A 26850-nucleotide genomic window follows, 5' to 3' on the forward strand; every position below is an offset into this window, starting at 1 on the left:
CCTTCATGAAGTCGACATGGGAATCCGCCAACAAGGGCACCTCTGTCATGCTGCTGTCGAACGTCGCCCTTGCGCTCGCCTTGGGCGCAATGGTGGTCGACAAGCTAATGGACCATGAGCGACTTGTCCTGGTGCCGCCGTATATCGACAAGGCAGTCAAGGTCGGCTGGAAGTCGGCGGATGCGGATTACCTGAAATCGTTCGGCCTGTATTTCGCCACGCTCTCTGCCAATGTCAGCCCGAAGAACGTCTCCTTCGTGGCGGACTCCCTGTCCGGCATGGTGTCGTCACGGATTTACCCCGAAGTGCGCAAAAAGCTGCTGGTGCTGGCCGAAGACCCGGTGTTCAAAGCCAACGGCGGTTCGGTGCGGTTCGAGCCGGATCGCGTGGTGTTCGAAGCCGACACTTCCAAGGTATTCGTCACGGGGAACATGACGACCCAGACTGCCGGCGGCCGGCAGGAATCGGCTGCACTGACCTATGAAATGCGCATCGAGATGCAGGCGGGCCGCCCCCTGGTCGACGCGCTGACCCACTATCCCGGCAACCAGCCGCACACGCTGAAATGGCTGGAGGGGAATCCGAAGGCTGCCGAGGATGCCAAGGTCGCTTTACAAGTGAAGGAAACGCAAGAATGAAACGTCTGTTAGTCGCGCTGGCTGTCCTGAGCGCTTTTGCCGCCCAAGCGCAAGATCTGCCGCCGCCTCCGGGTATCCCCGCTGCAGGTACGCCGGTGGCATTCCATGCGAAGGCAGCCGCACCCAAGCGAATCCTGGAGCAGAAACTGCCGGGGCTGGGCCTGATGCCAGGCGATAAGCAGGCGACCAAAGCCAATGTCGTTCGCGTCTCATCCGACCGCAATGAAATCATTTATGTGTCGGCAGAATATCCAAACCGGATCGCCACCCCTTATGCCGATCCAAAGGTCATCGATGACGACAAGGCGGTGGTGAAGGCGGTTGGCCAGTCGGTATACGTGACCCCGAAAAGCGATGCGCCGATTACCCTGTTCGTCTCCAGTCCGTCGCCAAACGATCCGGTCGTGTCGCTGACCCTTGTGCCGAAGAACCTGCCGTCGCAGACCATCATTCTGCAACTGGACGAGCCGCTCGCCGCAGTGGGCGCCAAGCCGGAAGAAGAAGCGCCGTCCGACAACGTCTACACCGACCGGATTCGCTATGTCATGCGCCAGATCGCGCTGGGCAAAACGCCCGAAGGATTCGCCGAAGGTGCGCTGCCAAAAGCCGTGGCCCGCATGGATCAGCTGATGGTCGTGCCGGAAGTGCGGTACTCGGGCTCCAGCTATGACGTCTATCGCTATCGCGTCGAAAACGTCTCTGATGCGACGGTCGAGATGGACGAGCAGGCTTTTGCGTCGGATGGCGTTCGCGCCGTGGCTATCTTCCCGAACGCGATCCTCGAAAAGGGCCAGTCGACGTCTGTTTTCGTCATGGCTGACAAAGCGGCCACGGGAGGCAAGTAATGGCCACCTTTGGTGAACAATTCAAGAAAAAGTGGGATAACACCCCGCCTGCAGTGCGCGCTGTGACGGCCATTGTGCTGGTCCTCGGCGCGTTGATGATTGGTGCATCCCTCGTGATGGGCCCGGCAAAAGCCCAGCCGCAGAAACGCACGGTCGCTGCCAGCGAAACCAACCTGTTGCTGCCAAAGGGCAAAGACAAGACGGTGGAGAAGGTCGCTGCGGAATCGGCCTCCAACGGCCAGGAAATCGACAAGGTCAAGGCTGAGCTGGCCAAGGAAAAGGCCGATAACCAGGCCATGCTGCAGCGCCTTGAGGCGTCGGAAAAGTCTCGCACGACCTCGTCCGTCGACTCCGAAGTGGTGCAGGAACTGATAGCGCTGAAAAAGCGGCTTGACGAAGTCGAGAAGAACAAAAGTGCCGGCCCGGGTCCGAAGCTGAGCGATCCGGTTCCGGTCGGCGCCGCAGGCCTGGCCAACCCGGTGCTGGATGGCGCTACTGCCGCTGCGAGCGACGCGCCAAGGTCGGATGATGGTCCGAAGCTGCGCGTGATTGGCGGCGACAAGCCTGCTGCGGTCAAGGAATCCAAGAAGGCAGCCAAGGTCTATGCGTACATGCCAGCCGGCTCGATGGTTGAAGCCGTACTGATGAACGGTATGGATGCGCCCACGAGTGCTGTCTCTCAGAAGAACCCGGTCCCCGCTGTCATGCGCGTGAAGTCCGATGCCATCCTGCCGAACCACTTCACCCACGATATCAAGGAGTGCTTCGTTCTGGTATCCGGCTTTGGCGTCATGAGTTCCGAGCGTGCGCAATTGCGTACCGAAACCTACTCCTGCATCCGTGAAAACGGACAGGTGCTGGAAGGGAAGCTGGATGGCTATGTGGTGGGCGAAGATGGACGCGTCGGCGCACGCGGCCGGCTGGTCAGCAAGCAGGGCAGCCTGATTGCCAAATCGCTGGCCGCAGGTGTTCTTGCCGGTATTGGCCAGGCAGTCACCCCGACCAACGTTCCGCAGTTGAACCTGAACCCGAGCAGTTATGTACAGACGCAGCGCACGGACGCCAGCACCGTTGCGGAGACTGGCGTGGCGCGCGGCCTGTCCGACGCCTCGAAGGCGGCTGCCCGTTTTTATCTCGAAATTGCGCGGGAAATGACTCCCGTCGTGGAAATCGATGCCGGCCGCAAGCTGACCATCGTGCTGATCAAAGGTGTGGAATTCAAATGAAAAACCTCAAATTCAACCTGCAAAGCCGCATCGTTGGCCTGGCTCTTGCGATTCCGGTCCTGTTGACCGGCTGCGCATCAACCTTCAATCCAGGCGGCGAATCGTCCTTTTCTTGCCCCGGTATGCCGCAAGGCATCGTCTGCAAGACCCCGACCGCGGTCTACAAGTCGACGAACCAGATGCCGGCAGAAACCGAGAACGATCTGCCGCTTGGCCAGCACCTTGGCGACAAGTCGGGCCCGCCCGCAGGCATGACCTATGTGCTGCCCAAGTCGCTGGATGCGAAAGCCACATCAGGTTCGACCACCGGATCGGGCATCGTCAAGACCGGCAAAGCCAAGCCGGTACGCGAAGCCGCGCAAGTCATGCGGATCTGGATTGCGGAATGGACCGACAAGAATGATGACCTGCATTACCCCGGCTACCTTTTCACCGAAATCCAGCCGCGCCGCTGGTCGGTCGGCAAGCCGGAAGCCTCGGGTCGCAATACCACAGTTCCGTTCCGTGCGGCTGCAGCGCCAGCCGGCGCATCGGGCAAAGAGCAACCTGTCGCCGCCAAGCCTGCCGAGGGTGAGGCGCGTCAGTCGGCGGCGATGAGCTTGCCGGGATTACCGTCACCCTCGGACATCAACCTCGACTGATTTTTTTACCACCACAACCACCACCCCCACTCTCTGGAGATTTGTATGAAACTGAAACAACAAGCCCTGACCGCCCAGCAAAACGTCATTTCCTTCGCCAAGGAACATCATGCCTTCCTGCTGGCGTTCGTCATCGTCGCCGTCCTCTCCATCGGCAGCGCGATCGCCGGCACCGATTCCACTTTCGCCACCGTTTCCACGAACCTGGACGGCTGGATGACCGGCTCGCTGGGCAAGGTGTTCTCACTCGGCGCTCTGGCGGTTGGCCTGGGCATTGGCGTGATCAAGCAGTCGATCCTGTCGGTTGCAACCGGCGTATCGATCGCCCTGGCATCGTCCATCGGCCCTGGCGTTCTGACCAACATGTTTTCGGCCACCCTGTAATTTAGAACGTGCCGAATTCCGGGGAGGCTGCGGCCTCTCCAATTTTTTAGCCACCTAGACAAAATTCCATTTCCGCCATGTTCTCCTTCTTCAAATCCTCCAAAGCTTCCAGGCAGCCTTTGCTGATCAATGGCGACCGCAAGTCCGTGCCGTTCGAGAAAATGACCGTGCGCGCATGCGACACCGACTCCAATATCTTCTATATGTCGGACGGAAAGGAATTCTATCTGGGGGCTTGCTATACCGGCTTGCCCATCACCGGTGCGGATGCCGCCACGGTCGAAAAGTTTAAATCGGCCCTGAGCATGCAGATTCCGGCTGGCAGCTTTGTCCAGTTCGCGCTATTGAGCAGCCCGGACGTTGAGGCGTATCTGGCCCAATACCTCTCAAACAAGGAACAGGCGACGCCGATCCTCAGTGAGTTGGCTACGTCGCACGCAGCCCACTTTCGCGCCGGCGGCGACAAGCCCCTTGTCCCGACCTCCGGCATCCTGCTGAACCGTCAGCGGATCATGGTCACGATCAAGGTTCCTTGCCCGAATGCCATCCCGACTGACGCCGATATCCATGCCGCACGCGAAATCACGGACCGCATGTTCGAAGCGATCAAGGCCACCGGCATCAGCCTGAACATGATGGATGCAGAGCAGTATTTGCATACCATGCGCCTACTGACCCATCTCTGGGAAAAGCCATCCGACGAGTACGACGAACAAAAACCTCTGCGAGAGCAGATCTTCCATACCGGGGACGCGGTCGACTTCACCGACAAGGCCACCATCAATTTCCATGATGGCGAATTCTTCGCCAAGGCCATGAGCGTCAAGTTCTTCCCGAAGCGTACCCGCCTGGCTGTGATGAACAGCATCATCGGCGATCCGCAAGGCCTCAGCAACCAGATCACCGAGCCTTACTACATGGTCTTGACCCTGCATTATCCTGACCAGGTCGCCAAAGCGGAATGGGTCAAGAGCCGGTCGGCGATGATCAATCATCAGGTGTTTGGTCCAACCTCGCACATGATCCCGGTATTGGGCTACAAGAAGGCGGGCATCGACACGCTGGTGCACGAGATGGAAGGGCGCGGCGGTATCCTGTGCGAGCTGAATTTCACCGTCTTTCTTTTCTCAAAGTCGAAAGAGCGCCTCAACAAACTCGCAGCCGGTCTGCAAGCGTATTACTCATCGATTGGTTTCGAAATGCGCGAGGACAAGCGCATCCTGGAGCCGCTGTTCTACAACCTGCTGCCGCTGAACACGACCCGCGAAGGCGTCAAGAATCTCTATCGCTTTCACACGATGGCCATCAGCCATGCAGTGCAATTCCTGCCGATTTTCGGTGAATGGACGGGAACGGGCACCTCCGGCGCCATGATGCTGATGTCGCGCCGGGGACAGCCGGTGCTGTTTGACCTGTTTGATTCGCAGACCAACTTCAACGCCGTGGTCTTTGCCGAGTCGGGTGCAGGCAAGTCGTTTTTCACGCAACAACTGGTAACCGACTACCTCGCAGAAGGCGCCAAGATTTGGGTCATCGACACCGGTCGCAGCTACGAAAAGGCAGCGAATGCGAATAACGGTACCTTCATCGAATTCGACACGGAATCCGATATCTGCCTGAACCCGTTTACGCACATCGATGGCAATCTGGACGAGGAAATGGACATCCTCAAGGCGATGATCGCCAAGATGGCCGCGCCAGAGGAAGTCCTGGATGACTACCGCATGGCGTTGCTGGAGCAGGCCATCACCACGACCTATAAGCGATACGGCAATGCCTCCACGGTCACCGCGGTGGCGGAGTGCTGCATCCAGTCTCCCGACCCGGAAGCACAGCGTCTCGGCAAGCAGCTCTTTCCGTTCGCCGGCGGCGCTTACACCCGCTGGTTCGATGGCGAAAACAATCTGAACATGGACAACGCGTTTGTGGTGCTGGAACTGCAGGAACTGAAGTCGAAAAAGGCCTTGCAACAGGTCATCCTCCTGCAACTGATGGCCCGCATCAACCACGAAATTTTCCTCACGCACGGCCGGCGCAAGATCCTCATTCTGGAGGAAGCGTGGGAGTCGTTGAATGACCCGGTGATGGGCAAGGCCATGGAAGCTGTGTACCGCAAGGCCCGCAAGCATGACGCTGCCGTGATCGTGGTGACCCAGTCCGTCGCTGATCTGTACGGGTCGCCCAATGCGCGCGCCATCTACGAAAACTCGGCCTGGCAGCTGATCCTGAAGCAGAAAGGCGAGTCGATCGATTCCGCCATCGAAGGCAAACAATTCAAGATCGATTCGTACGGTGCTTACATGCTCAAGTCGGTCCACACTCATTCCGGCAGGTACAGCGAGATCATGATCAAACAATCCGAGAGCGACTGGGGTATTGCCCGGCTTGTGGTCAGCCCGTTCAGCCAGGTGCTGTTTTCAACCAAGGGCGCCGAGCGCGACGTCATTCTTGATGCAATGAAGCATGGAGAAAGCGCCATCGATGCCGTTAACGCCTTTCTACAGCACCGCGAAGCTGCCTGAGCCGCCTCTTAAATAAACTTACCGAGAAAAGATCATGTCCGACACCAATATCGCCCCAACCACCCTGCCACACCAGGTGGCGGCATCGCCAGCGCCAGCGCCAGCACCAGCCGGCGTGTCTCTCGTCACCGCATGCGTAATCGCCGCTGTCTTCTCCGCGTTCAGCGGCGTGGCATCCTGGCATTTCGCCTCGCAAAACGTCGGCGGCACCCAGGTCGCAGTCATCGATGCAGGAAAGATCGCCCGGCAGTCCATGAACGCGACGCTTGCCAAACCCGGCATGAATCCAGAAAAGGCGGCTGCCGAGGCTGACGTTTTTGTCGGCCAGTTGAACAAGACCCTGGAGGAATACGCAGATGCCGGCATTATCGTCGTCAACTCCAATGTCGCCCTGACTCGCCCGGCAGGCAACGACATTACCAGCACGATTGCCGCCAAGATGGGCGTGAAGCTCCCATGACCACCCTGTCTCTCCTTGCCCGGTCACAGGGTGCGCGCTGGCGGACCTTCTGGGCTGATGAGGGCAATAGGAAATTTGGTACAAGGGCGCTACTGTGGACGGCGATTTCGCTTGCCGTGCTATACCCGCTTCTCGCTATGGCCACCCACAATATTCGGATAGGCGTGGACCTTCAGGAAGTGCGCTGCCTGCCATGGCGGGTGTACCTGCTTGAACTGGGCCGTCCGGAGCAGATGACCAAAGGCGGCTTTGTCGCATTCAAGCCGCAGAATGGCTTGATGGGCCCCAAGTTCGAAGGCCGCCTGGTCGGGAAAATGATTGCCGGTGTGCCGGGGGATGTCCTGGAAGTGAAACAGGACGTCGCCTATGTCAACGGCAAGCCGGTGGGGGAACTGGTCCTACTTGCAAAGCTCCATGCCAAGCCCGGCGCATATGACCGCCGCGAGACCATCCCGGCCGGCAAAATCCTCGTTCTCGGCACCGAGCAACGAAGCTATGACGGACGGTACTGGGGTTTCCTCGATCAGTCAGCCGTCATTGGCACCGTCAAGCCCCTTTTCTGACAACGTCGCCGTCCTGGCGGCGTTTTATTCCTTGCTGGCAACATAGCATACTGTTACAGTATGGGGATGTGTTATGAGTTGGAATAAACATGCTAGTAAAATCCTTGATGGTCGCCGCCCTTGCTTTCAGTCTGCCCGTGATGGCGCAGGAAGACCCCGCTGCCGGCCAGTTCTTTTCCCGGAAATCTGAAGGCTGGTACTGGTATATCGACCCCAGGGACGAGGTCAAGCCTGAACCGCCGAAGGTGCAGCCTCCCAAGGCGACTGAGAAGGCGGATCCAGCGAAAGCCGCGCCATTTTCGGTGGAATGGCTGCGCACCAATATGCCCAAACTGCTTGACGCCGCAGTCAACAATCCCACCAAGGAAAACGTCGAGGCCTATCTCTACGCCCAACGGGTCACCATGGATAAGTCGCAGCGCTATGCGGAGCAGGCGCAGCGAGTCGTCGCGGCCGACCCGTTTTTGGATGAAAACAACCGTGTGCCGATCGCCTCCTATACCAAGCCGTTCTTTCTTCGCCAGGCGCAGGAAGGCAAGCTCGATGCGCTCAAGCACATTGCCACCGTTGGCGGACTCTGGGTGTTTTTCGATTCGAAGTGCCATTTCTGTCAGCCCCAGGTCAATACCGCGAATGAACTGGCCAAGAAATATGGCCTGATCACCAAGTTCATTTCAATGGATGGAAAAGGACTTCCGAACGTCAGGCAGTTTGTCCGTGACAGCGGGCAAGCCAAGCGCCTGAACCTCAAGATCACGCCCACGACCGTTCTGGTTGTCCCACCCAATAATTTCTTCGTCGTCTCGCAGGGAATCATGGCTCAGGACCAGCTCAGCGACCGCATCCTCCTCGCGGCCGACAGCAACGCCCTTTTGCCAAAGGAATTGTCGGCAAAGATGAATTCCTATGACCGCGGCGTGCTGACCAATGACGACACGCAGCAGGGCCGCTCGGAAGATCCGAAAGTCTGGGTCAAATACCTCAAGGACCGGCTGGAAAGTCGCTATTAATTTCCTACAAAGGGCACTACTTGTGAAAAAACCATTTAAGAAAGTACTTGTCGGCCTAGTCGGATTGGCCTTGCTGACTTCCGCGTTGAACTCTCATGCCGGGCTGCAGGATGCGCTGGACGGGATGTTCATGGCCAACGCCACGTCGCCGGCGGCGTTCGAGAGCCAGACGCGCGGCGGGTTTGTCGGCGGCGGGCTGGGTGTGCGTGCGCCGATACGAAGCATCAACCTCGTGGCATTTGACCCGCCACGGTTTTCTGCCGGATGCGGCGGCATCGATCTGTTCGGCGGCTCGTTCAGCTTCATCAATGCGGACCAGATAGTCGCGTTGTTCAGGCAGATTGCCGCCAATTCGATTGGACTGGCCTTCAAGGCAGCGATTGACGCGATCAATCCGCAACTGGGCAACCTGATGCAAAACTTTCAATCGGCCATGCAGTCGCTGAACGAAAACATGAAGAATACGTGTGCGATCGCGAACCAGGTAGTGAAAGGGTTTAGTGATCCGAATGCCAGGGCTGAAATGGCCCAGACTGGTGCTGCCGCCGGCGAGGCAGCAGTCGGTGCGTTCAGCGACCTTATGGGCGGCATCACCCAACTCTTTACCTCCCCCAAGAAGACTGTAGCTGACGCCAACGAGAACGGCACCTGCGGCGACTGCGGCAATCCAGTCTGGAAGGCGCTGGCAGACTCTAACCCCGGACAATTGCTTGGCGATCCAGGATCATCGCAAATCGATGCCGCTAGTGATAACGAGATCATCATGAGCCTGATCGGTTCAGTTGTTATCTCCCCGGCAGACAAGGAAGAGACGGACGCCAATGCCAAGCCGAAATCGGACCCAGGTTCCGAGAAATCACCGCCACTGACGATCACGCAGCTACGTGCCGGCAACACAAATGGCAATCCCTTCAAAGTGCTGTACTGCGACGATAGCAAGGAACGCAACAAGTGTCTGATCGTGAAGGAAAAGGATTTCAACTTCCCGGGCACCCTCGGTTACACCAACCAGATGCTGTTCGGTGACAAGGACGGCGGAACTGTCCAGGCCACGTCGATCGTCGGCAAACTGACGGACTGCTCCACGAGCAAGTGCGGCTTTACCGCCTCGCAACAGGTGTTTATCAACTCTGTGCGCCCACCGCTTCTCGGATTGATCAAGGACGTGCAGGCGCACGGCGGCGCAGTCGAGCAAATTGCGCGCAACCTCGCGCCCGTTATCGCCGATGAACTCGCTGAAAAGTATGGCACGGCCGCTGTAACCGCCGCCAAAAAAGCGTGGGATGGCGTCAAGGTCACTCAACCGGACTTCGTGCCACGCGCACTGGAGGAGCGGGCTCGCGAACTGGCGGCTGTTCGATTATCGGCAGAATCCAATAACAAGCGCGTGCTCGATGCTGCCGCCATGGTCAAGCAGATCATATCCAAGAACTCTGCTGTTTTCGTCCAAACCAGCGCTAATTAAGGAAACGCAGTGCTTACTTTTCCCGTCTACGTCCTGGGTGACGCTTCGTCGTTTTACTCGGTTTTGAACAGTGTGGCGATGATATTTGGCCAGAAGGGCTTCATCCTTTCCACGCAACTGGCCGCCGGGCTTGTTGCATTGCTTGCCTGTCTGGCCGGTGCCTTGGGCAAGATGGCAGGCGACAGCAAGATGGGTCAGCATCCCATCACAACCCCGATCATGTTCGCGGGCATGGTGGCATTCATGTCCATACCCACGAGCGTCGTCATTGAAGACATCTACTCGGGCCAGACGGCAAAAGTCGATAACGTGCCGCTCATCATTACCGCGCCGGCCAGTCTCTTCACAACCGGCGCCTACAAGATTTTCGACTATTCGAATACGGCCTACCAGAACGTAAACGGCAGCTACATGTCTGTCTCGACATCCGGCTATGTCATGCCGCTGAAGTTACTGTTGTCGTTGAGGCGGGGCATCACCAGCACGGAGCCATATCTTGCTGCGAGCGTTCAGCAATTCATTATCGACTGTGTGCCGGGGTCGACCACGTTTTTGAAAGGCGATGTGACCGGCGGCTATGGGCAAGCCCCCGACATGTTGGCATACATCGTTGAGAAAGCCCGTCCATCCGGCCTGACAAATTACTACGACGTTTCAAACATTCCAAATGGGACGGCAATGGCATGTCCGGACGCCGGACAGAAGATCCTGACGGCCGCCACGGCTTTCTACAATAGCAAGAAGTTTGAAAATCTGGTCAACAAGAACGCGAACGAGAAAAATCCGAATGACCCCAAAGGCCAATTCAAGCTGGCCGACGTTGAGTCCGCGATTACAAACATCGGGCAGGTCGGCGGCATGGTGGGTTCCAGCCAGCAGGACACCCGCGCCTATGCGCTCAATGCGCTGCTGTATGACACGGTCAACGATACGTTCCGTTGCATGGACAGCACAGCCAGCCAGCAGGACTTCAGTACGTGCACCTTGACCCTGAACCAGGCATTCGAGAAATGGAAGGCCGAGTCCGCGTCGAACGGGACATTCTTTACCAAGATGATGACCCCGGCGATCGTCTTCCTCCAGCTGATGTTTTTTGGATTCGCACCGATCGTCATCCTCTATAGCTTGTTCAAAGGTGCGGGCGCATTGCCGCTGTATATAAAATATCTTGGTTTTGGCGTATGGACCAGTTCCTGGCTGCCCTTTGCGGCCGTCATCCAGATGTATATCCAGTCCAATGTCTCCGACAAGCTCATTGCCATTCAAAATGGGACAGGCGTACTTACCCCTGCAAGCCTGAATGCGCAATTCGACGTTCTCGGCACCCGCCTGGCGCTCGCTTCGGATCTTCTCGCGGCGACCCCGATGGTCTCCCTTGCACTTCTGTCCGGTTCGATTTATTCCTTGAGCAGCCTCGCTGGGAAATGGAATGGCCAAGGCCACACCGAACCGAGCCAGATCACGCCGCCAGTAGCAAGTGCAGCCCCGGTGATGGCCAGCATGGCATCCGCCGTCGACCGCCAGCACGGCTCCGTGACCGGCGAGAACGCCGTGAAAGGCGCGATGCGGTTCAATGTGGCAAACCAGTCAGGCATTGCAAGCGCGGAGTCACTCCGTGCTTCAGATATAGAAGCCAACTCACAAGCAATGCAGCGTCAACTGGCTGATGCAGATGCCAGCATACGAGCCGGCGTCTTGAGTATTGGCAACAGCAAAGTCGATTCGCAATATCAAGGCTACGAAATAGGAAATAAGATCGGCTTGTCAACTGAGCGCGGCAAGGGTATCCAGATTTCGAAAGAAGAAGCCCAAAACGTTGCCCAAGACAAAACCGCGACGCTTGCGCTCAACTCAAGCATCAGTGCTGCCATTGCTGGAGGGCTGATGAACAAAATCGGCGGCGGAGGCAAACTCAACCCCGCCCAAGCCCAGCAGGCAGTTCAGGACAGCATCGCCTCGCAGACTGCAAAAAATCCCTCTTTTGCGGGCAAACTGTTTGGCGATGATGCTGCCGCGCGGGAGGAAGCTTGGGGAACTGTGGCCGCCGGCGCCTATACAGCCGCTTCAGTAGCGGCTGGCGTACTTACCGCGCCCGAAGGCGGCGCCGGCGGACTCGCGATGGCCGCTATGCGTACAACCGTTGGCGCTGCGTTTGCAAAGGGCACTGGTCGTGCAATTTCTTCCGTCGTGGGCGGGTCAAAGAACGTCGCGGGAAAACTTAAAAATATTGATGGGCGCGAACTGGCTCAACTCTTTTCTGACAATACCGACTCGAAAGCGAGTGCTGCCGCACAGATCGCCCTGAAACACACTGATTCTTTCAAATCTGCATCCTCCGAGAACCAGACCGAAGCAGTCAAGGTGGTCAAAGAGTGGGGCATGACCGAAAAGAAAGGCGCTATGCACCAGGAATCCACGACCAGGTCGAATTTGAAGTCGGATACGCGCTCGCACAGCGACTTAGATACGGCAACTCAGATCTTTGGAAAAGCCCTGCAAAAATCGATTGCAAGTGAACAGTCCTATATAGCAAGTGTCTCGACCGCAACCGGTCAAACGATCTCGAAGGACATGGGGCCAGAGGCAGTCTTACAAGAGCTTAATGCGAACCCTGGAAGTCGACAGGCCAATGCTGAAAAGGCCTTCCAGCACCAGCAGCAGGATGCGCAGGGCTGGGCGCAAGCAATGAGCAAAGCTCAAACTTACATGGGCGATAAAAAATTCAAAAACCGGGACGACCATAACGCCGTTGTAGAGGCCTTCGCACTACAGATCAGGGACCCCAATTACGTCATGGGCGCAACAGACGCGCCTCGTTCGGATCACAATGCCCATTTGGCACAACCGAAGAAGGTGGATGAGGCAAAAGTAGACAAGCAAGTTGCACCGGTGGCGGCACGCACAGCTGACGCTGTTCCGACCACTATGGTCCCCAAAGTCGGAGAGGTTGCGGGAGCGGTAGGACACCTTGGTGAGACAACCGCTGGGGGTCGCCCCCCCGTCAAAGAGTTCGTTGCAGAGGCGAATAATCCAGCCAGCGGCGCCAATCGCGGCGATGCTGCACTGAAATCGACAGGCCAAGCGGACATGATGCGGGACAGCCTGCATAGGCCAGACGCCCCTGCTGTGACCGATGTAAGCGATGGTGCAAAGGCTCTGGAAAATCGTCTCGGAAACTTCCAGGGCATCGCCTTTGCAGCTTCGGGCGCTGCCGCGGCTGGCTCAGCGCTTAGTGGCCGCATGAACCGTGATGCTGGATTGGACGTCGAAGGAAAACCTATAAAAGGCGCGAATCCCCCAAATTCCCAACCAACAGCCGCATCCGGACCTGCCCCTTCTCCTGGTGCGGCACAGCCAGCCGCCAACCCACCGGGACGACCAGCTCGGCTTCCGAAAAGCAAGCGATAGAGCCTAGTTATGTCGGCAACAAAGCGGACCAGTGTAGCAACTGGTTCGCTTTTTTATATACTTGCCAATTTCATTGGACCGTCGAGCAAACTTATAGGCTGCATCTGAGATTGCGGCGAGCGGTAGGCAACGAAATGCGCAATCCTGTTTTTACGGACCGGTGAAAACGATTGAGACGGAAAAGGAAGGGAGCGTGGAGGGCGAGACGAAGTAACAGCCAGACATGGCTGGGAGCAATGAATGCCCCAGCCATGGCTTTGGTTCACATACTTTTAGAGACCATTGCCGCGGCGAGCCGGAAAAAAAGGTCGCGATCTCCATTGGTGTCATCGGGCGTGATGACGTAGCGCCCACCGATGGCAAGGCTGGGCGTGGCTGATACCTGGTAGGCGATCAGATCCTCGTAAGACTTCTTCACCGCACTAGTAGAAATCTTTTCCCAGCTTTCCTCGAACTGGCGGATGCGCGCCATCCGCGCTGCCGTCGCCCAGGTGCGTGGATCATCCTGCTTCATCCCCTCCTGCTGAATCTGGGTATAGGCCGAACCGACGAAGTCATAGATTTTTGCTGGATCGGCCTTCAGCGCGGCGAAATATGCCCGCGCTGCAATGACGGTATCCCGCTGCGGCAGAGTAACCGGCACGAACTCCAGTTTCCACCCCGGAGGCAACGTTTCTCCCCATTGCGCAACAGAGGCGTGGTAAGCCGCGCACACCGGACAGGTGAAGGCAAAGAAACAGAGTACCTTACGCGAGTCCGCTAACCGGAATCCGACTTCTCGAAAGGGCATTTGGGGCTGGGGCGGGGCGATCTTCTGCGCGCTGGCAAGGGCCGGCACCGCAAGTAGTGCACCGGCCTGCGCAAGAAACGAACGACGATTCATACAATTCTTCCTTAGTAAAATAACCTTTGTTGACTAACATGTCGAACAGCGACTCGCGCTTGGTTTGAACTTTCCATTCCTGAACGGTGGATTTCAGCTCCTTTTCCGTCAGCCTTCCTCTGAGGACGAACATGAAGGCAGATTCGACCGCACCCTCTGTGACGCCGATCGCATCGATGACCTGCTCGAGAGTGCAAATGCTTTCTTCGATCAGGATTTCGCCCAGCCGGGTCAGACGGCCCTGTTTGTACCGTGTGACCTGAGTTTCCAGCGCAGCAGTGATTTGCGTCAGTTCCGCCCAGCGATTGGCCACCAGCACCTCGCCCAGACGCCTGACCTCTGGCAGGATGGCATCCTGACCAACGATTTTCCGAACCTGGTCCATCGAGGTCACGCCTTCATTGGCCAGACGCACACCCGCTTGGGCCAGCGTCTCGAACTGCATCTGGCGTGCGGCCGCATTGAAGATAGGCTGCTCGCCCATGCCAGAAACTATCGCCGCCCTGACTGCCTTGTCAGCCTTGACCATCTCGATGACCGGCGTCTTGCCGGTAAACTGCTGACCCTTATCCAGGCGCGGGAAATACAGGCCTTGCGCATCGATACCATGAAGTGCCATCCAGGCCGCGTCGAATTCGGATGGCTCCTGCCAGTCAAAGCCGGCGTCCGGGTCCACTGTTGGCACCAGACGCTGCGCTAAAACGCCGCGCAACGCTGCAGCCAGCGTTTGCGGATCTACTCCCAGTTCGATGAGCCGGGTGATCGCCAGCGCCGAGTTATTGGCGTGCAGAGTAGAGAGCACCAGGTGGCCCGTATTGGCAGCGCTCACAGCAATCTTGGCCGTCTCCGCGTCGCGAATTTCACCCACCAGGATGACATCAGGGTCTTGCCGCAAAATGGCGCGTAGTGCGTCCGGGAACGAGACATGCTGGTCGATGTTGACCTGGCCGATTCCCGGGATCACGTATTCCACCGGATTTTCAATCGTCATCAGGTTGCGCTTGCCGTCATTCAGGGCACCCAGCAGCCCATAAAGGGTGGTGGTTTTCCCCGAGCCAGTGGGTCCGCAGACCAGAAGCAGCCCTTGTGGCTCCTCGATCAGCTCTTCAAGGTAGTAACGCGTCATCGACGTCATGCGAATCGATTGCATGTCCATAGCTGCGTTTGCCTGATCCAGCAGCCGGCATACGATCTTCTGGCCACCGACCACGGGGATTACAGACACACGCACATCGATACTGCGGTCCACATAGCGCAAGCGCATCCGGCCATCGAGCGAGTGGTGCCGGTCTGCCTGTGACATCTGCGATCGGGCTCGGATCTTTTCGTCGAACTGTTTGGCAGTCTGCGCGTCGACCACGACGATTTCCTCCAACACGCCGCCGGCGCGGAAACAAATCTGACACTTGCCCTCTTGGTAGAGAAGATGAACGTCCGACACCCGCAGCCTCGCCGCATCATGGAATAGGTCGTTGAGTTGACGCGTCGCTTCACGGTCAACATGACCGATGGCGATAAATAAATCCGGTTCCTTGATCATGTGTTTTCAGCCTTGCAGACGTTTGGCTGACCGTAGAACTGTTGTGAGAGGAAGCGCTGCGTGCCGGTGTCAGCATGGATGCTGTATTTCAGCATTTCAAGCCGTGCGTCGGTACTGAGCCAGTTGTGGCCAGCCCAGCGAATGCCATCCATGGCGATGCGTACCGGCGCTGCGCCACGGTCAACGCGCGTGCAGGAGTCGGGCGAGGCCACGACGTACAGGGCAAATCCGATAGCAAGCGCGGAAGCCGCGCCCCCAATGATTGTTTTCACGGTTAATTTCCTAAGTTGAGGTTTTTCCAGACCTTCATGGCGTATACCTCCTGTTTGTCCGTCGAGCGTGCGTTATAAGCTCCGACGGCTTTCCATGTGCGGCCATGCCGAACAAAGTTATTGGCGAGTACCCATGCCCCAACATTGACGTTCGTGCAGGGATCGAAAAGCCGCGAGCGGTCGATTCCCCACTTTCGAAGCGTGGGCAACCAGCTGTCGTTGATCTGCATGAGGCCGATATCCTCGCTGCCGTTGCTGTTGACATTCACCGCATTGGCTCGAAAGGAAGATTCGGTCTTTGCAATGGCCATCAACAATGACTTGTCGACCTTGTACCGGCTCGCCGCCTCATCGAAGCAGAAGGCATGGGCACTGAGGGAGAAGGCTGCCATCAAGGCAAAAGCAGATACAGTTCGGGTATTCATCCGTGTTATTATACAGAAACAACACAGGTATTTATATCCAACCGGTATCCAATATGTATTTTTTTAGCAAACGACGACGCGCCATGCTGGCGCTTGGCCTGCTCGCAAGTCCCTTTTCAGTGGCGCAGGAAACTGCCGGTATGGCCGACAAGATGATGGCGGTGCTGGGCAGCGCCAAGGAAAGCACGGAAGTCCTGCGCGCCTGGAGCGCCTACCGCGCCGGCAGCAAGGCGGCCGTGGGGGAGATTTTCTCTCTGGCGCAGCAAGGCAATGCGACTGCCCAAAACTTCGCCGGTTGGATGCTCGATAACGGCAAGGGCGTCAAGAAAGACAGTGCTGCAGCGTTCAATTATTTCGTCGCTTCTGCGAAGACCTATCCGTTGGCCAAGTACAACGTCGGCGTCCTGTACTTTTTCGGCCGCGGCGTTACGAAAAATGAAGAACGCGCCTATGGGTTTTTCAAGGAGGCGGCGACCGGCGCCGGCGTTCAGCAGGCCCAGGTAAGGCTGGCGCTGCATGCGCTTGCCAAGGGTGACCGGGATGAAGCATGGAAGTGGGCCAATGAAGCATCCAACCGGGGAAATGTCATCGGCTTCTATCTGATCGGTCGAATGTTGTATGAAAAGAAGAGCTACAAGGAGTCTTATGCGTGGCTGATGAAGGCTGCACAGGCTTCCGAGCCCAATTCGCCGGCGCTCCTGTCCAAAATCTATGAACAGGGACTTGGCGCGGATAAAAATCCCGTCATGGCTGCGGCCTGGTGGATGATCTACACGGGCAAGAACAAGAACAAGGCCGGTGCGGGCGCCGTTGCTGCCTTCAACCTGGAAGCTGCTGAGAGCAGGGAGGCGACAGCATTTGCCAACAACTGGCTTGCGGCGCATGGAGACAGCCAGAAGGTCGACTACAAGAGCACAATCTACGAAGTGTTCGGCTAGAAGGTGATTAACACTACTCTGCCAAGTAAAGGAGTAGGATTTCTGGTTATGGCTTTATGGAGGAATATCCATGAATTCCGTAATTCCAGCCGGAACTGACTGGCTTGCAGATTTCCAAGAATGGCTACAACCATTTCTGGCAGCCTTTAAGCGTTCCGAGCAGCGCTGCTGGGCGCCACTCTATTTGCAAGGACTCCTCGGTGCGGGGACACGCAAGAGTGTCGAGCCGATGGCCGAGCGCGTGTGTCCTGGGCAGACACAGCAGCTCCACCACTTCGTATCCACGTCGACTTGGTCCACTACGCCGCTGGAACAGGTGCTGCGCAAGACGGCTGACGCCCTAGTAGGCGGCAAGGACGCCGTACTGATCGTGGATGACACGGCGCTGCCCAAGCAGGGCAAGCATTCGGTCGGTGTCAAGCGCCAGCACTGCGGCGTGTTGGGCAAGCAGGCCAACTGCCAAGTATTGGTCTCTCTTACTCTGGCGCGCAAGGAAGTGCCAGTGCCGATCGCCCTGCGGCTGTACTTGCCCGAAGATTGGGCACAGGACGAAGCGCGTCGCGCAGCAGCCAAGGTGCCTGAATCCGTTACGTTCGAACCCAAGGGCGACATCGCGCTGGCGCAGATTGATGCCGCGCTGGCCGACGATGTGCGCTTTGGCATCGTGCTGGCCGACGCCGGCTATGGCAGTTCGGCAGAGTTTCGCGCCGGACTGACGCAGCGAGGGCTACGCTGGGCAGTGGGTGTGCAGCCGACACAGAAGGTCTATCCAGTGGATGTGACGCTTGATATGCCAGCCAATCCGCCGGTGGGGCGCCCCGCCAAGTATGCAAAGCCTTCGGTGCCGAGCATGTCGGTCGTACAGATGATTGATACGTTGGGTCCCAAAGCACTGCGGCGCTGTTCGTGGCGCTGCGGCACCAAAGGCATGCTTAGCGCGCGCTTTGCTGCTGTGCGCGTATGCGTTGCAGATGGTGTACTAGCTTCGCATTGGCAGCATCTTCCTGGCCAGGCCGCATGGCTGGTGTGCGAAGCACGCTCCAGCGGCGAGCGCAAATATTACTTCACCAACCACCCGCCTAACACGCCGCGCAGAACGCTGGTACGCGCGATCAAGGCCCGCTGGGCATGCGAGCAGGCGCATCAGCAGCTCAAGGACGAACTTGGCCTGGACCATTATGAGGGCAGATCCTGGCTGGGGCTTCACCATCATGCGTTACTGACGATGATGGCATTTACCTATCTGCAGCATCGGCGCTTGGCCAGTAATTTACAAGCGGCGGAAAAAACCAGTAGCCAATGCACCGGGTCCGCCACCTCAGCCATCACTGCCGGCAGTACGCCGCGCCATTCTCGCCGCGCTACGCCCTGTCATTTGCCTTCGGTGTCCTCAATGCAGCGCCACAATACGTCTGATTCAACGTGAGTAACATGGCAGAGTAGTGTTAAGAGGCGAAAAAAAACCGGGCGAGGCCCGGTTTTCTTTTTGCTGCTTATTTCACTGTAGGTAATGTCGGATTGTTGACGGTCGGATTATTGCTAATCCTTGAGCTCATATTGTCTGTCATCCGCTTGCCGATCTCATCTGCATTGGGAATCTGGACGGATGACATGATGTCGGTGACAAACTCTCCCATATCTATTTTCGACCAATCCATCTGGCCAAACTCGTCGGCGGTGAATCCGCGGCAATCAGGATTTTTTGCAGTGCCCCAGGTGCGACCAAGCTGAGGGCGGCCCTGCTCATTGATAATTCGGGACAGTTTGCTGTTGAAACAGCAGTAATTCTGCTTGGTTTCTACGCAGCCACCCAGGACTTTCGTAGAGCAGTAAGACCCTACGTAGGTGCACAGGTTGGCCCCCCTCGCCATACCGAGCTTCTGTTCCTCGGGGGTGCATTCGATCATTTCCATGACGATCTGCATGGCTATGGCAAAGGCAAGCGCATACGGGTTGAAGTAGAGCGTTGGCATTCCTCCAACGCCCCCCGCAATAGGCGTTGCAGCTGTGCCCAAAAATGTCGGTGCTGTCGCACCCCCAACGCTGAAGCCATAGGCCCCGAAAGAGGCCGTAAAGTTGGTTGGCTCAAACAGTGTCGACACACATGAGCTCCCAGAGCCAAGCCAACCGGTGTCACTGTAAAGGAAGTCATACGCATACTTGCTTCCCAGATTCGCGACCTGGCCAGCACCTGACTTTCCAGCGTCCATCAGCATTTGTGTCATGACACTGTTGTTGTCCTGACCAGCCGCGGTTTCAGTCTTGCAACAGTTTTTTAGACCGATATAGCCTTTGGTACAGCCCTGCGAAATTCCGCGAAACAGATCGGTCGCATCGGGATCATATTTCCCTGCTTCCCGCATTGCTTCCTGCATCGCGACAGCTTGGGCGAAATCCGTATCGTTGGGTGAAGAGCTGTCCCAGCACGTACCATTCTGACAAACTTGGCGCACGCTGCAATCTTCCTCAGTCCTGGTTTCGCCTTGCCGGATCACGCAGCTGTAGGAAATCTGCTTCATGGTGCATCCAAATCCATTAGGGTCCTGCGTCAGGCAGGTAGAATCGACTGGCGTGCAACCTCTGTCTTTCAGCGGCTGGCAATCGTTCGTCTTGCTCGGTAAAAGGCACGAATAATCGTCCTTGTATTCCCAGCAGTCCCGATACACCGGCATGCCGTTGATAATTCGCGTGGCCGGGCCTTGGGTACACGTATGCGCGGCAAGCTGGCAGTGGTTGTTCGTCTCCAATGGTGAGCACTGGGTATGATTGAACTGGTCTTTTACCACTGTATAGGTATTGTCCAGCCGTACCGTATTGGGCGGCGTCGGCTGATTGACGTCATTGCAGCGGTATGTCAGGGTCTGGTCGAGGACCGCCCCGTTGAAAGCGTAGTTTTTTACCTGAGCGGAGGTCTGATAACAGCCTGCCGTATTCCGAATCCCCGAGCAGTAATCGACACTGTTCGACTTGATGCATTCGTAGGTGTTTTCATAATTCCAGCATCCCCCAGCCTGGGCAAGGGTGACATATACGCCGTCGATGTACTTGCCTGGCGTTGTATCGACGCAGATCTCGCCCACCTTCCTGCAGTCGCCGGCGTGGGCAAATGAGAACAGCGTGCTGACAACAAGTATGACAAGGAGTGCAAAGTGTCTTGTTACCATGTCCTTGCCTCCAATGCCTGGCAGGTATTAGTCGTGCCGGCGTACTGAACAGTTTTGGAATAAGTCTGAAAATTTGCCTGAAGCGAGAGTGTGCCGGAATAGGATCCGCGTGAATCTCCTTCATAGGCATCAGCCGGTAGATAACCAAAACCGTTTACATAACAAACCTGCTGTCCCGTTTCCCAGTCGGTGATCGGTTGGCTCCCATCCGGGCAGTAGTACGTTACTGGAGGCGGGCCATAAAAAATATCAGCGTAATAGTTTCCCGAGCATGTACCATTCGTGCAGCTTGTATTGCCACGGATAGTCGCCTTACAGTTATTGAATGCGACGGTCTGGTAATAGTTGGAAGGCTGTAGCCCGTTATAATTCGCGCCATCGGCGTTCTGATTCTCAGAAATGAGGACACGCAAGGTAGGCGTATCAGTGGCATCACAAACGTATTTGACGACTAAGTTATCACCACCGCGGCATGGGTCCTTGTTCATGGAGGCACTCCAACTGGAGACACTGACCTCGGACCCCACCGCGCAGCTTGGCGTCATCACGGTGTTGAAGTAAGGTGATTTGTTGCACTTCGGGTATTCGTAGGCATTCAACGTCTGGTCGCACTGGTAGTTCGAGTAGTCGTCCACCACAATCTCGCGGCCCATGATGCAGTTGCTCGCCTCAATCGGGTTGTATTCATTGCATGATTCGATTCGGCTTTGGCTTGGTGTCGTTGTCGTCCGCATCACGCAACCGTTTTCGGAAAGCGTATCCTTCTTCGCCTTGTTGATAGCATCCCGTCCGGCCAGGATCGCAGGGTCGTTCGATGGCAACTGGAAGCGTTTACGGTTATCAGGGTTTTTGGCCAAGAAATTAACCGCTTCGCATTCCTGATTGGCTACCTTGTCGGTGCCCTTTGCCTCCGTCTTGCACTCGGTAATGCGCGACGAGCCAATCCCGAAAATATCGGTCGAAGCAAATCCTGCCGCTTGCTTGGGACTGGGATTGTAGAAGGGCGTGCTTTTGGCATTGTTCAGGTTCACATTTGCCGCGGATTTTCCCAACTGGCTTTTTGCGAAATCAATTCCCGCATCATGCTTCGATGTCAGCTGCGCGGGATCGAAGCCCGGACCTGCCGCCTGGACATTCGCAAAGAAGCAGGCAGCAACAAATCCAGCTGCAAGGTGAAAGTACTTCATTTCAAATCCTTTGCTGAAGGCTGAGGCGGGACGGGAAACTGCGCAAGGTCAACGCCATCTGATGGATATGAGCCGTCGGCACAGACATTCATCTCGAAAGTGGTTTCAAAGGGCCGGGAAGAGCCATCCGGCCCAGGAACGTTGTCCTGGCCAAGGGTGAATTTCAGGCGGCCGCAACCAACGTCCTTGAACCGCTTGAGCAGCACGACCTTTGCCTGGACCGGGCTGGCCGATCGCGTAATGGTCTTGAACTTGTCTGCGATACCGCCTGTCATCGTGCCCGTAAAGACGCCATCCCCGAGTGCGGCAAGGACAATGGCCTTGCTGTCGGCCGCTCGCGCCGGCGCAAATGGAACAAGAGCCATGATTGCTGTTGCAGCCATGACGGCATAGCGTGACTTTCTTCTTCTGCTCATTGAATAACCTTGATGGTTTTTGGATACGGCGCTAGTATATCTACCTGTTATGCGTTTGTATGCAAAAATAGATAGAAAGCAAGAAATTGAGTTCAAAAGGAGCGCACTTTGCCGTGGGCGTGCTGGTTGCAGCCGCATCCGTTTATCTGGCGCGGGACGTCTTTACGCCCTGGCAGCTGCTGCTACTGGCCTGCGGCTGCGTCTGGGGATCGAGTTCACCTGACTGGATGGAGATCTCGGGATGGGCGTGGTGGGGTACGCGTTATTCCCTTATCCCGCACAGGACCATCACGCACTGGATGATGGCGTGGATTGCGGCTACCATCTGGACCATGTGGCACGCAGTGGCGGACGGGACGTTTATATGGTGTATCGCAGCAGGTTTCACCTTGAGTGGGTTGACCCATGTGCTCATGGATGCCCGCACACCAATGGGCGTGCCTGTCTTTCATCCTTACAAACGACGCAAGCAACCAAAACGATACAGGCGCTAAGAAATGTGGTGGAAGCAGTTGCCAATTTTGTATTATCTGATTCCACCGTTGCTGCTGGCCCTTTTTGTGCGCATAAAATGCCGCAGCGTTCGCCTGTGTGCCGCGTTCATGTTTTTCGGCGTCTTCGTGCATGAGACGCTGCATCTGATCGCCGGCGCCATCCTCGGTGCAAGGCCGGTTGGCATGTCTGTGATCCCGAGACGGGGGCAGCAGGGAACCATGGAGCTGGGCTCGGTCTGTTTTTCCAATATCACTTGGTACAACGCACTCCCGCTCGCCATTGCTCCCTTGTTCGGTTTGCCTCTGGCCGCTGCGGTGGCTTACTGGCGGATACTGGATGGATGGACATTCCTTTGGATTGATCCACCGATCTGGATTGTGCTCGCCTCGGTACTGATCAGCTGCTGGCCATCTTCCACGGACTGGCGCATTTCATTGCGGTCCTGGCCGATCTACCTCGGCGCAGTTGGCTATATTGCATGGCTTTATCTTCCAATTCCGTGAGACTCATTTCCGTCCATAAGGCCAAAGTGAGTGCCTCAACTATGGAGGATTTTGATGAACGCAGCATTGATAAAGACGTGTGGTTCTTGCGAGCACAGCACGCCAAGCACCGTTGAGAACATGACCGGCTTTGTGTGGTGCATGAAGCGGCAGAAGGCAGGCCGCAGTATGGAAGCTGTTTTCCACAATCCAGATTGGCAGTGTGAATGCGCGGCTTTTTCGAGCTTGTCTATGAAAGGGGCCGCCAGTAAGGACGCCGTCTTGCCCAGCACCGACTCGATGACGTCAAGTATCCCTATGGTGGTTCAGTCGGCGCCGGTCCCGGCTAAAACCGCACCGTCGCCAGTTTTGAAAACGAAAGCCACACAGACCCCAGATTTGTTTGCTGATCTGTTTATTTAATTTACCCGATCCCTGCTGCCATGTGCTGCAGGGATTTTTTAGTTTGAGCATCAGTGTCCGTTAGTTTTTCACAACCTTGGCATTTCCTAAAAAAAATACGTGAGGTATTATATATTTCTGTGCAGCATTACCAGGGGCAAGGAAAAATGGTTTTCCGGCTCACATCAAGGATTAAAAATGAAATTAGCGAAGAAAATTTTGGTAGTGGCTGCTTTTGCTGGCTTCTCAATGTCTGCGCATGCGTTGAACTGCGTTTTTTGTGATTTTCCTGCTATAGCTGTCCCTGCGGACTCAACGCTTTCATACGGCACTGTGACTTCTCTTGAGCCGATAGATATGGCCCAGGTCGAGTACACTCAACTGAACGACCATCAGATGGCCACAGCCGGGGCTGCCCTAAGCGGGGGAAGCATTACAGGCGCTCTGGTAGGAGCCGTGGTAGGCGTGGTTGCTGATGCGGTTGTCCATAAAAGTACCAAAGTAATCGATGGCTACCAGATCACTATCGAGCTTGATTCGGGCGAAAAGAAGGTTATTGCCCGTACTAAGAACCAAATGAAGTCGAGTGGCTTCGACGCAGTTGGGGATCGCATCTTCATCTTCGCCACTCCGAAAGAAACATGGATTCGGGGCTCAAGGATTACCAAAGAAGAAGCTCCGGCAGTCATAGCGAAACGCGCCCCTCATCAAGTTCAAAAGGCGGTTGAAGTTGCACCCGAGGCGAAACCGGCCGAAGTAAAAGCGGAAGTGCAGCCTGCAATTACTAACGCGGAAGACGCCAAGACGGCCTCTGCAAACTAAGAGCGGCCCCGATTCATCACCGGGGCCGTTTTTTTTCGTCCTCACATTGGATTGCACAATCCAATCGTCGTTTGTCGCTTCATGTTCCGCATTTCCTGATCGCCAGGCTTACGCAAAAGCCCGGCATCCACCATTTCAGGAGATGCAAAATTTACAGAGTAGGAACTTGGGTCGGGGCCAAGCGCTGGCCCAATCGCATGAGCCATCCGGACAACTGGGGCAAACCGATCGGTGGCCAGGTCATCGACTTCACCGATCCCCGCGCATGGGCCAATACCCCGCAATTCCCGGCCGATAATCCTCATGCCGGCGACGTCATGGGCGTTGCCTTGAAAGCCAAGGCAGAAGGCCGCCTGGATAACGTGATCCCGGTGTATTGGGATTTCGGCTCACATCGCCGCGTCTGCTGGGAGCTCGTGTCAGAAGTCCATACGTTTGAAGAAGACATCGCCCTTTGGAAGGCCGCTAAAGCGATGAAATGGGATGAGCTGATTCATCCCCGCAGAAGAAAGCCCCGCACGCTCGCGGAATTTCTTCCCGAAACCATGCAGCATTTGGCTCCCGCCTGAAGCTGCACCCACCCCGATCCGGCCATGGCCAATCGGGGTGTTTTTATTTCATTCTAGTATTATATTATCCTGTTATCCAATATAATGCAATACCGCAACGTTTTCCATTCATCATGTCTGACAGTCTCGGCCGGCTCACTCGCTTAGGTTTCACTTCGGTTCCCGAGTGTCTCCTCTGTGCGCCCAAGGAATACCGGGACTTTCTTGATCCGCTCTATATCCTGCCGATTCCGGACCAGCAGCAAAAGCATTACCTGGTGCTGACATTCACCGAGCAGGAAATGTTTGACAAGAACGGGCAGGGAACCAGTGACTGGGACCAGACCCACCGCCTCAACATGCGGGCTGTTGATGGCCGCGGCGAAGGCATCACCATTACGGTATTTGGCACGGTGAAGGACTGGCGGAACTTGATGCCGGGCGATTCCTTGCATATCGACGCCGAGGTCGTGACCTGGAAGGGCCGTCGCCAGATCAACTCGCCTGAGTTGATTCCGGGCGACCAGCAAGGACGCATCTGCCCGGTCTATGTCGGCAAGCCGGGGCAGGTCAAGGCATCCTCTGTTTCTGATGCGGTCGCAAGGGCACTGCCGCAGATGGATATGGCAGCCTGCCTGCTCCTCGAGCAGCTGGGCATGCGCGAGTCGGATTTCCGGGCGTTTACCGGCCTGAGCGACCCGGTCGACCTGCTGCGCCACCTGCACCAGCCGACATCGCTTGTCCTGGCCGAGCGGGCGCTGGTGCTTGCAAAACGCTTGTCGATCAAGGCGATCCTTAACCGGGCCGAACGCAATCAGGCGCGTTTTCCAGTTTCTGGCTCACTCATCCCGATCAACCGGCAAGCCGTTACGGACCTGATCGGCCGTGTACCGTTTCCCTTGACGTCGGACCAGCACACGGCGATCGGCGAGATCATTTCTGACCTGCGCTCCCCGTTCCCGATGTGCCGGCTTCTCTCCGGCGATGTGGGCACGGGCAAATCCATGATGTTCATGATCCCTGCCGTCGCTGCATTTTCTGCTGGCGCCAAGGTAGCCATCATCGCGCCCAATCAATTGCTCGTGCCGCAGATCGCCAATGAGATGCGCGGCTTTTTCCCCGATGTGCCGGTGAGCGAAGTGGTATCCGGTTCCAAAATAGGCGAGGGGATCATTGTCGGCACCACGGCAGTGCTGGCGCAAGCAGCCAAGCATGGACTGGTTTTTGACCTGGTCATCATCGATGAGCAGCAAAAAATGAGCGTGGGCCAGAAACAAGCGCTCTTGTCTGACCATACCAACTTCCTGGAAGCGACCGCGACAGCGATTCCAAGGACGATTGCGCTTGTCCAGTTCGGCGGCATGGCCCTGTCGGTTCTCCGCGAATGCCCGGTAAAGAAGGACATCGTTTCCAGAGTGGTGCACGAGGCTGACCGGGCAAGGCTGTTTGAGTTCGTCAATACGGTGGTAAGCAAGGGCGGCCAGGTCGCCGTTGTGTACCCGCTCGCAGAAGACAAGGGTGACGGAGCGCGTGCGTCAGTCGAAGCCGCATTCGACCGTTTCCGCGCCAAGATGACCGGTCGCGTAGGCATGCTGCACGGGAAACTGTCCAGTGACGAGAAAACCGCGGTGATCGAACAGATGAAGGCAGGTTCGCTCGACGTCCTCATCAGTTCCACGGTCATCGAGGTTGGCATAACACTGCCGTCGCTCCGCGCGGTGGTTGTCGTTCATCCTGAACGGTTCGGTACGTCCCAGATGCATCAGCTCCGCGGCCGACTGGCCCGCAAGGGAGGGAAAGGCTACTTTTTCATGTACACCCCGGAGGATGTGGAAGAAACAGCGCAAGAGCGCCTGCAGCTGATGGTGGAATGCCAGGACGGATTCACTCTGGCCGAACGTGACGCTGATCTGCGGGGATTCGGGAACGTCGACGGCGATAGCGGCGAGCAAACAGGTTCGACCCGGATTCTGTTCTGGGGGATTGAGCTGAGCCGCCACGACATCGAGGCGGGTAACAAGGCACTGATCAAAGAAGCGCAGCCGGCGCCGGCGCTGGCCGCATGAGTTTGAACTGAAGAATACTGGCTGATCGCCGATAAATACTAATTAACC

At 56.7% G+C, this 26850-nt stretch carries 26 protein-coding genes; 19 read left to right on the forward strand and 7 right to left on the reverse strand.

The genetic code is table 11. The annotated features are described in order from the left end of the window. Positions 1 to 5: 5 nt before the first annotated feature. The 11 genes from IGW04_RS11960 (at position 6) to IGW04_RS12010 (ending at position 13162) form a co-directional block, all read left to right on the forward strand. Positions 6 to 638, forward strand: a complete 633-nt coding sequence (locus IGW04_RS11960; protein ID WP_228527042.1) for a type IV conjugative transfer system protein TraE — start codon at positions 6 to 8, stop codon at positions 636 to 638. Further along, entirely contained in the window at positions 635 to 1483 is an 849-nt protein-coding gene (locus IGW04_RS11965; RefSeq protein WP_194713306.1) for a TraK domain-containing protein, read from the forward strand. Before IGW04_RS11960 ends, IGW04_RS11965 begins: the two co-directional genes overlap by 4 nt. Then, entirely contained in the window at positions 1483 to 2709 is a 1227-nt protein-coding gene (locus tag IGW04_RS11970) for a TraB/VirB10 family protein (protein WP_194713307.1), read from the forward strand. The genes IGW04_RS11965 and IGW04_RS11970 overlap by 1 nt, the downstream gene beginning before the upstream one ends. Continuing rightward, on the forward strand, positions 2706 to 3350 hold the full coding sequence (gene traV, locus IGW04_RS11975; protein ID WP_228527043.1) for a type IV conjugative transfer system lipoprotein TraV: 645 nt from the start codon (positions 2706 to 2708) through the stop codon (positions 3348 to 3350). Before IGW04_RS11970 ends, traV begins: the two co-directional genes overlap by 4 nt. A gap of 45 nt (positions 3351 to 3395) precedes the next feature. Further along, on the forward strand, positions 3396 to 3734 hold the full coding sequence (traA, locus tag IGW04_RS11980; protein ID WP_194713308.1) for a TraA family conjugative transfer protein: 339 nt from the start codon (positions 3396 to 3398) through the stop codon (positions 3732 to 3734). 77 nt (positions 3735 to 3811) lie between these two features. Continuing rightward, a complete protein-coding gene (gene traC / locus IGW04_RS11985) occupies positions 3812 to 6256 on the forward strand; it encodes a type IV secretion system protein TraC (RefSeq protein ID WP_194713309.1) in 2445 nt (814 codons plus the stop codon). 34 nt (positions 6257 to 6290) lie between these two features. Next, entirely contained in the window at positions 6291 to 6716 is a 426-nt protein-coding gene (locus tag IGW04_RS11990; protein ID WP_194713310.1) for a hypothetical protein, read from the forward strand. Beyond that, positions 6713 to 7279 (forward strand): signal peptidase I, encoded by a 567-nt coding sequence (lepB, locus tag IGW04_RS11995; RefSeq protein ID WP_228527044.1) that lies wholly within the window; start codon positions 6713 to 6715, stop codon positions 7277 to 7279. The genes IGW04_RS11990 and lepB overlap by 4 nt, the downstream gene beginning before the upstream one ends. Positions 7280 to 7368: 89 nt before the next feature. Further along, positions 7369 to 8289 (forward strand): conjugal transfer protein TraF, encoded by a 921-nt coding sequence (gene traF / locus IGW04_RS12000; RefSeq protein WP_194713311.1) that lies wholly within the window; start codon positions 7369 to 7371, stop codon positions 8287 to 8289. Positions 8290 to 8311: 22 nt separating this feature from the next. Further along, positions 8312 to 9754 (forward strand): conjugal transfer protein TraH, encoded by a 1443-nt coding sequence (locus IGW04_RS12005; protein WP_323744849.1) that lies wholly within the window; start codon positions 8312 to 8314, stop codon positions 9752 to 9754. A 9-nt stretch (positions 9755 to 9763) separates the two neighbouring features. Continuing rightward, positions 9764 to 13162, forward strand: coding sequence for a conjugal transfer protein TraG N-terminal domain-containing protein (locus tag IGW04_RS12010; protein ID WP_194713313.1), 3399 nt, complete (start codon positions 9764 to 9766; stop codon positions 13160 to 13162). 262 nt (positions 13163 to 13424) lie between these two features. On the opposite strand, the gene IGW04_RS12015 is transcribed toward IGW04_RS12010, so the two are convergent. Genes IGW04_RS12015 through IGW04_RS12025 form a run of 4 tightly spaced genes read right to left on the reverse strand, consistent with a single transcriptional unit; the run spans position 13425 to position 16282 of the window. Beyond that, on the reverse strand, positions 13425 to 13952 hold the full coding sequence (locus IGW04_RS12015; protein WP_228527045.1) for a thioredoxin domain-containing protein: 528 nt from the start codon (positions 13950 to 13952) through the stop codon (positions 13425 to 13427). After that, complete coding sequence (locus tag IGW04_RS25750) at positions 13909 to 15585, reverse strand: GspE/PulE family protein (protein ID WP_228527046.1); 1677 nt, start codon at positions 15583 to 15585, stop codon at positions 13909 to 13911. The genes IGW04_RS12015 and IGW04_RS25750 overlap by 44 nt, the downstream gene beginning before the upstream one ends. Next, on the reverse strand, positions 15582 to 15857 hold the full coding sequence (locus IGW04_RS12020; protein WP_194713315.1) for a hypothetical protein: 276 nt from the start codon (positions 15855 to 15857) through the stop codon (positions 15582 to 15584). Before IGW04_RS12020 ends, IGW04_RS25750 begins: the two co-directional genes overlap by 4 nt. 2 nt (positions 15858 to 15859) lie before the next feature. After that, positions 15860 to 16282, reverse strand: coding sequence for a lytic transglycosylase domain-containing protein (locus IGW04_RS12025; protein WP_194713316.1), 423 nt, complete (start codon positions 16280 to 16282; stop codon positions 15860 to 15862). An 83-nt stretch (positions 16283 to 16365) separates the two neighbouring features. Between IGW04_RS12025 and IGW04_RS12030 the strand changes: the two genes are divergently transcribed. Then, entirely contained in the window at positions 16366 to 17220 is an 855-nt protein-coding gene (locus IGW04_RS12030) for a tetratricopeptide repeat protein (protein ID WP_194713317.1), read from the forward strand. A gap of 70 nt (positions 17221 to 17290) precedes the next feature. After that, on the forward strand, positions 17291 to 18646 hold the full coding sequence (locus IGW04_RS12035) for an IS701 family transposase (protein ID WP_194713318.1): 1356 nt from the start codon (positions 17291 to 17293) through the stop codon (positions 18644 to 18646). Between the two features lie 67 nt (positions 18647 to 18713). Here the strand turns inward: IGW04_RS12035 and IGW04_RS12040 are convergent, their stop codons facing one another. The 3 genes from IGW04_RS12040 to IGW04_RS12050 are packed head-to-tail and all read right to left on the reverse strand — an operon-like array spanning position 18714 to position 21987. Further along, positions 18714 to 20384: a conjugal transfer protein TraN gene (locus IGW04_RS12040; RefSeq protein WP_194713319.1), complete on the reverse strand. Its 1671-nt coding sequence runs from the start codon at positions 20382 to 20384 to the stop codon at positions 18714 to 18716. Next, positions 20378 to 21571 (reverse strand): hypothetical protein, encoded by a 1194-nt coding sequence (locus tag IGW04_RS12045; protein ID WP_194713320.1) that lies wholly within the window; start codon positions 21569 to 21571, stop codon positions 20378 to 20380. Before IGW04_RS12045 ends, IGW04_RS12040 begins: the two co-directional genes overlap by 7 nt. Beyond that, positions 21568 to 21987 carry a hypothetical protein gene (locus tag IGW04_RS12050; RefSeq protein WP_194713321.1) on the reverse strand — a complete coding sequence of 140 codons (420 nt, stop codon included), beginning with the start codon at positions 21985 to 21987 and terminating at the stop codon, positions 21568 to 21570. Before IGW04_RS12050 ends, IGW04_RS12045 begins: the two co-directional genes overlap by 4 nt. Positions 21988 to 22100: 113 nt before the next feature. On the opposite strand from IGW04_RS12050, the gene IGW04_RS12055 reads away from it, so the two are divergent. The 6 genes from IGW04_RS12055 to IGW04_RS12080 all read left to right on the forward strand — a co-directional run bounded on the left by IGW04_RS12055 (position 22101) and on the right by IGW04_RS12080 (position 26802). Beyond that, the gene (locus tag IGW04_RS12055) at positions 22101 to 22481 is read left to right on the forward strand and encodes a metal-dependent hydrolase (protein ID WP_323744850.1); all 381 of its coding nucleotides are present in this window, start codon (positions 22101 to 22103) and stop codon (positions 22479 to 22481) included. A 3-nt stretch (positions 22482 to 22484) separates the two neighbouring features. Beyond that, a complete protein-coding gene (locus IGW04_RS12060) occupies positions 22485 to 22985 on the forward strand; it encodes a hypothetical protein (RefSeq protein ID WP_228527048.1) in 501 nt (166 codons plus the stop codon). Positions 22986 to 23039: 54 nt separating this feature from the next. Next, positions 23040 to 23387: a hypothetical protein gene (locus IGW04_RS12065; protein ID WP_194713322.1), complete on the forward strand. Its 348-nt coding sequence runs from the start codon at positions 23040 to 23042 to the stop codon at positions 23385 to 23387. A 177-nt stretch (positions 23388 to 23564) separates the two neighbouring features. Continuing rightward, positions 23565 to 24188, forward strand: coding sequence for a hypothetical protein (locus IGW04_RS12070; protein ID WP_194713323.1), 624 nt, complete (start codon positions 23565 to 23567; stop codon positions 24186 to 24188). Positions 24189 to 24385: 197 nt separating this feature from the next. Continuing rightward, the gene (locus tag IGW04_RS12075; RefSeq protein WP_228527049.1) at positions 24386 to 24757 is read left to right on the forward strand and encodes a hypothetical protein; all 372 of its coding nucleotides are present in this window, start codon (positions 24386 to 24388) and stop codon (positions 24755 to 24757) included. 113 nt (positions 24758 to 24870) lie between these two features. Further along, positions 24871 to 26802 (forward strand): helicase-related protein, encoded by a 1932-nt coding sequence (locus IGW04_RS12080; protein ID WP_194713324.1) that lies wholly within the window; start codon positions 24871 to 24873, stop codon positions 26800 to 26802. The last annotated feature ends 48 nt before the right edge of the window (positions 26803 to 26850 follow it).

Source organism: Noviherbaspirillum soli, assembly GCF_015352955.1.
In the GTDB taxonomy this organism is placed as follows: Bacteria; Pseudomonadota; Gammaproteobacteria; order Burkholderiales; family Burkholderiaceae_D; genus Noviherbaspirillum_A; species Noviherbaspirillum_A soli.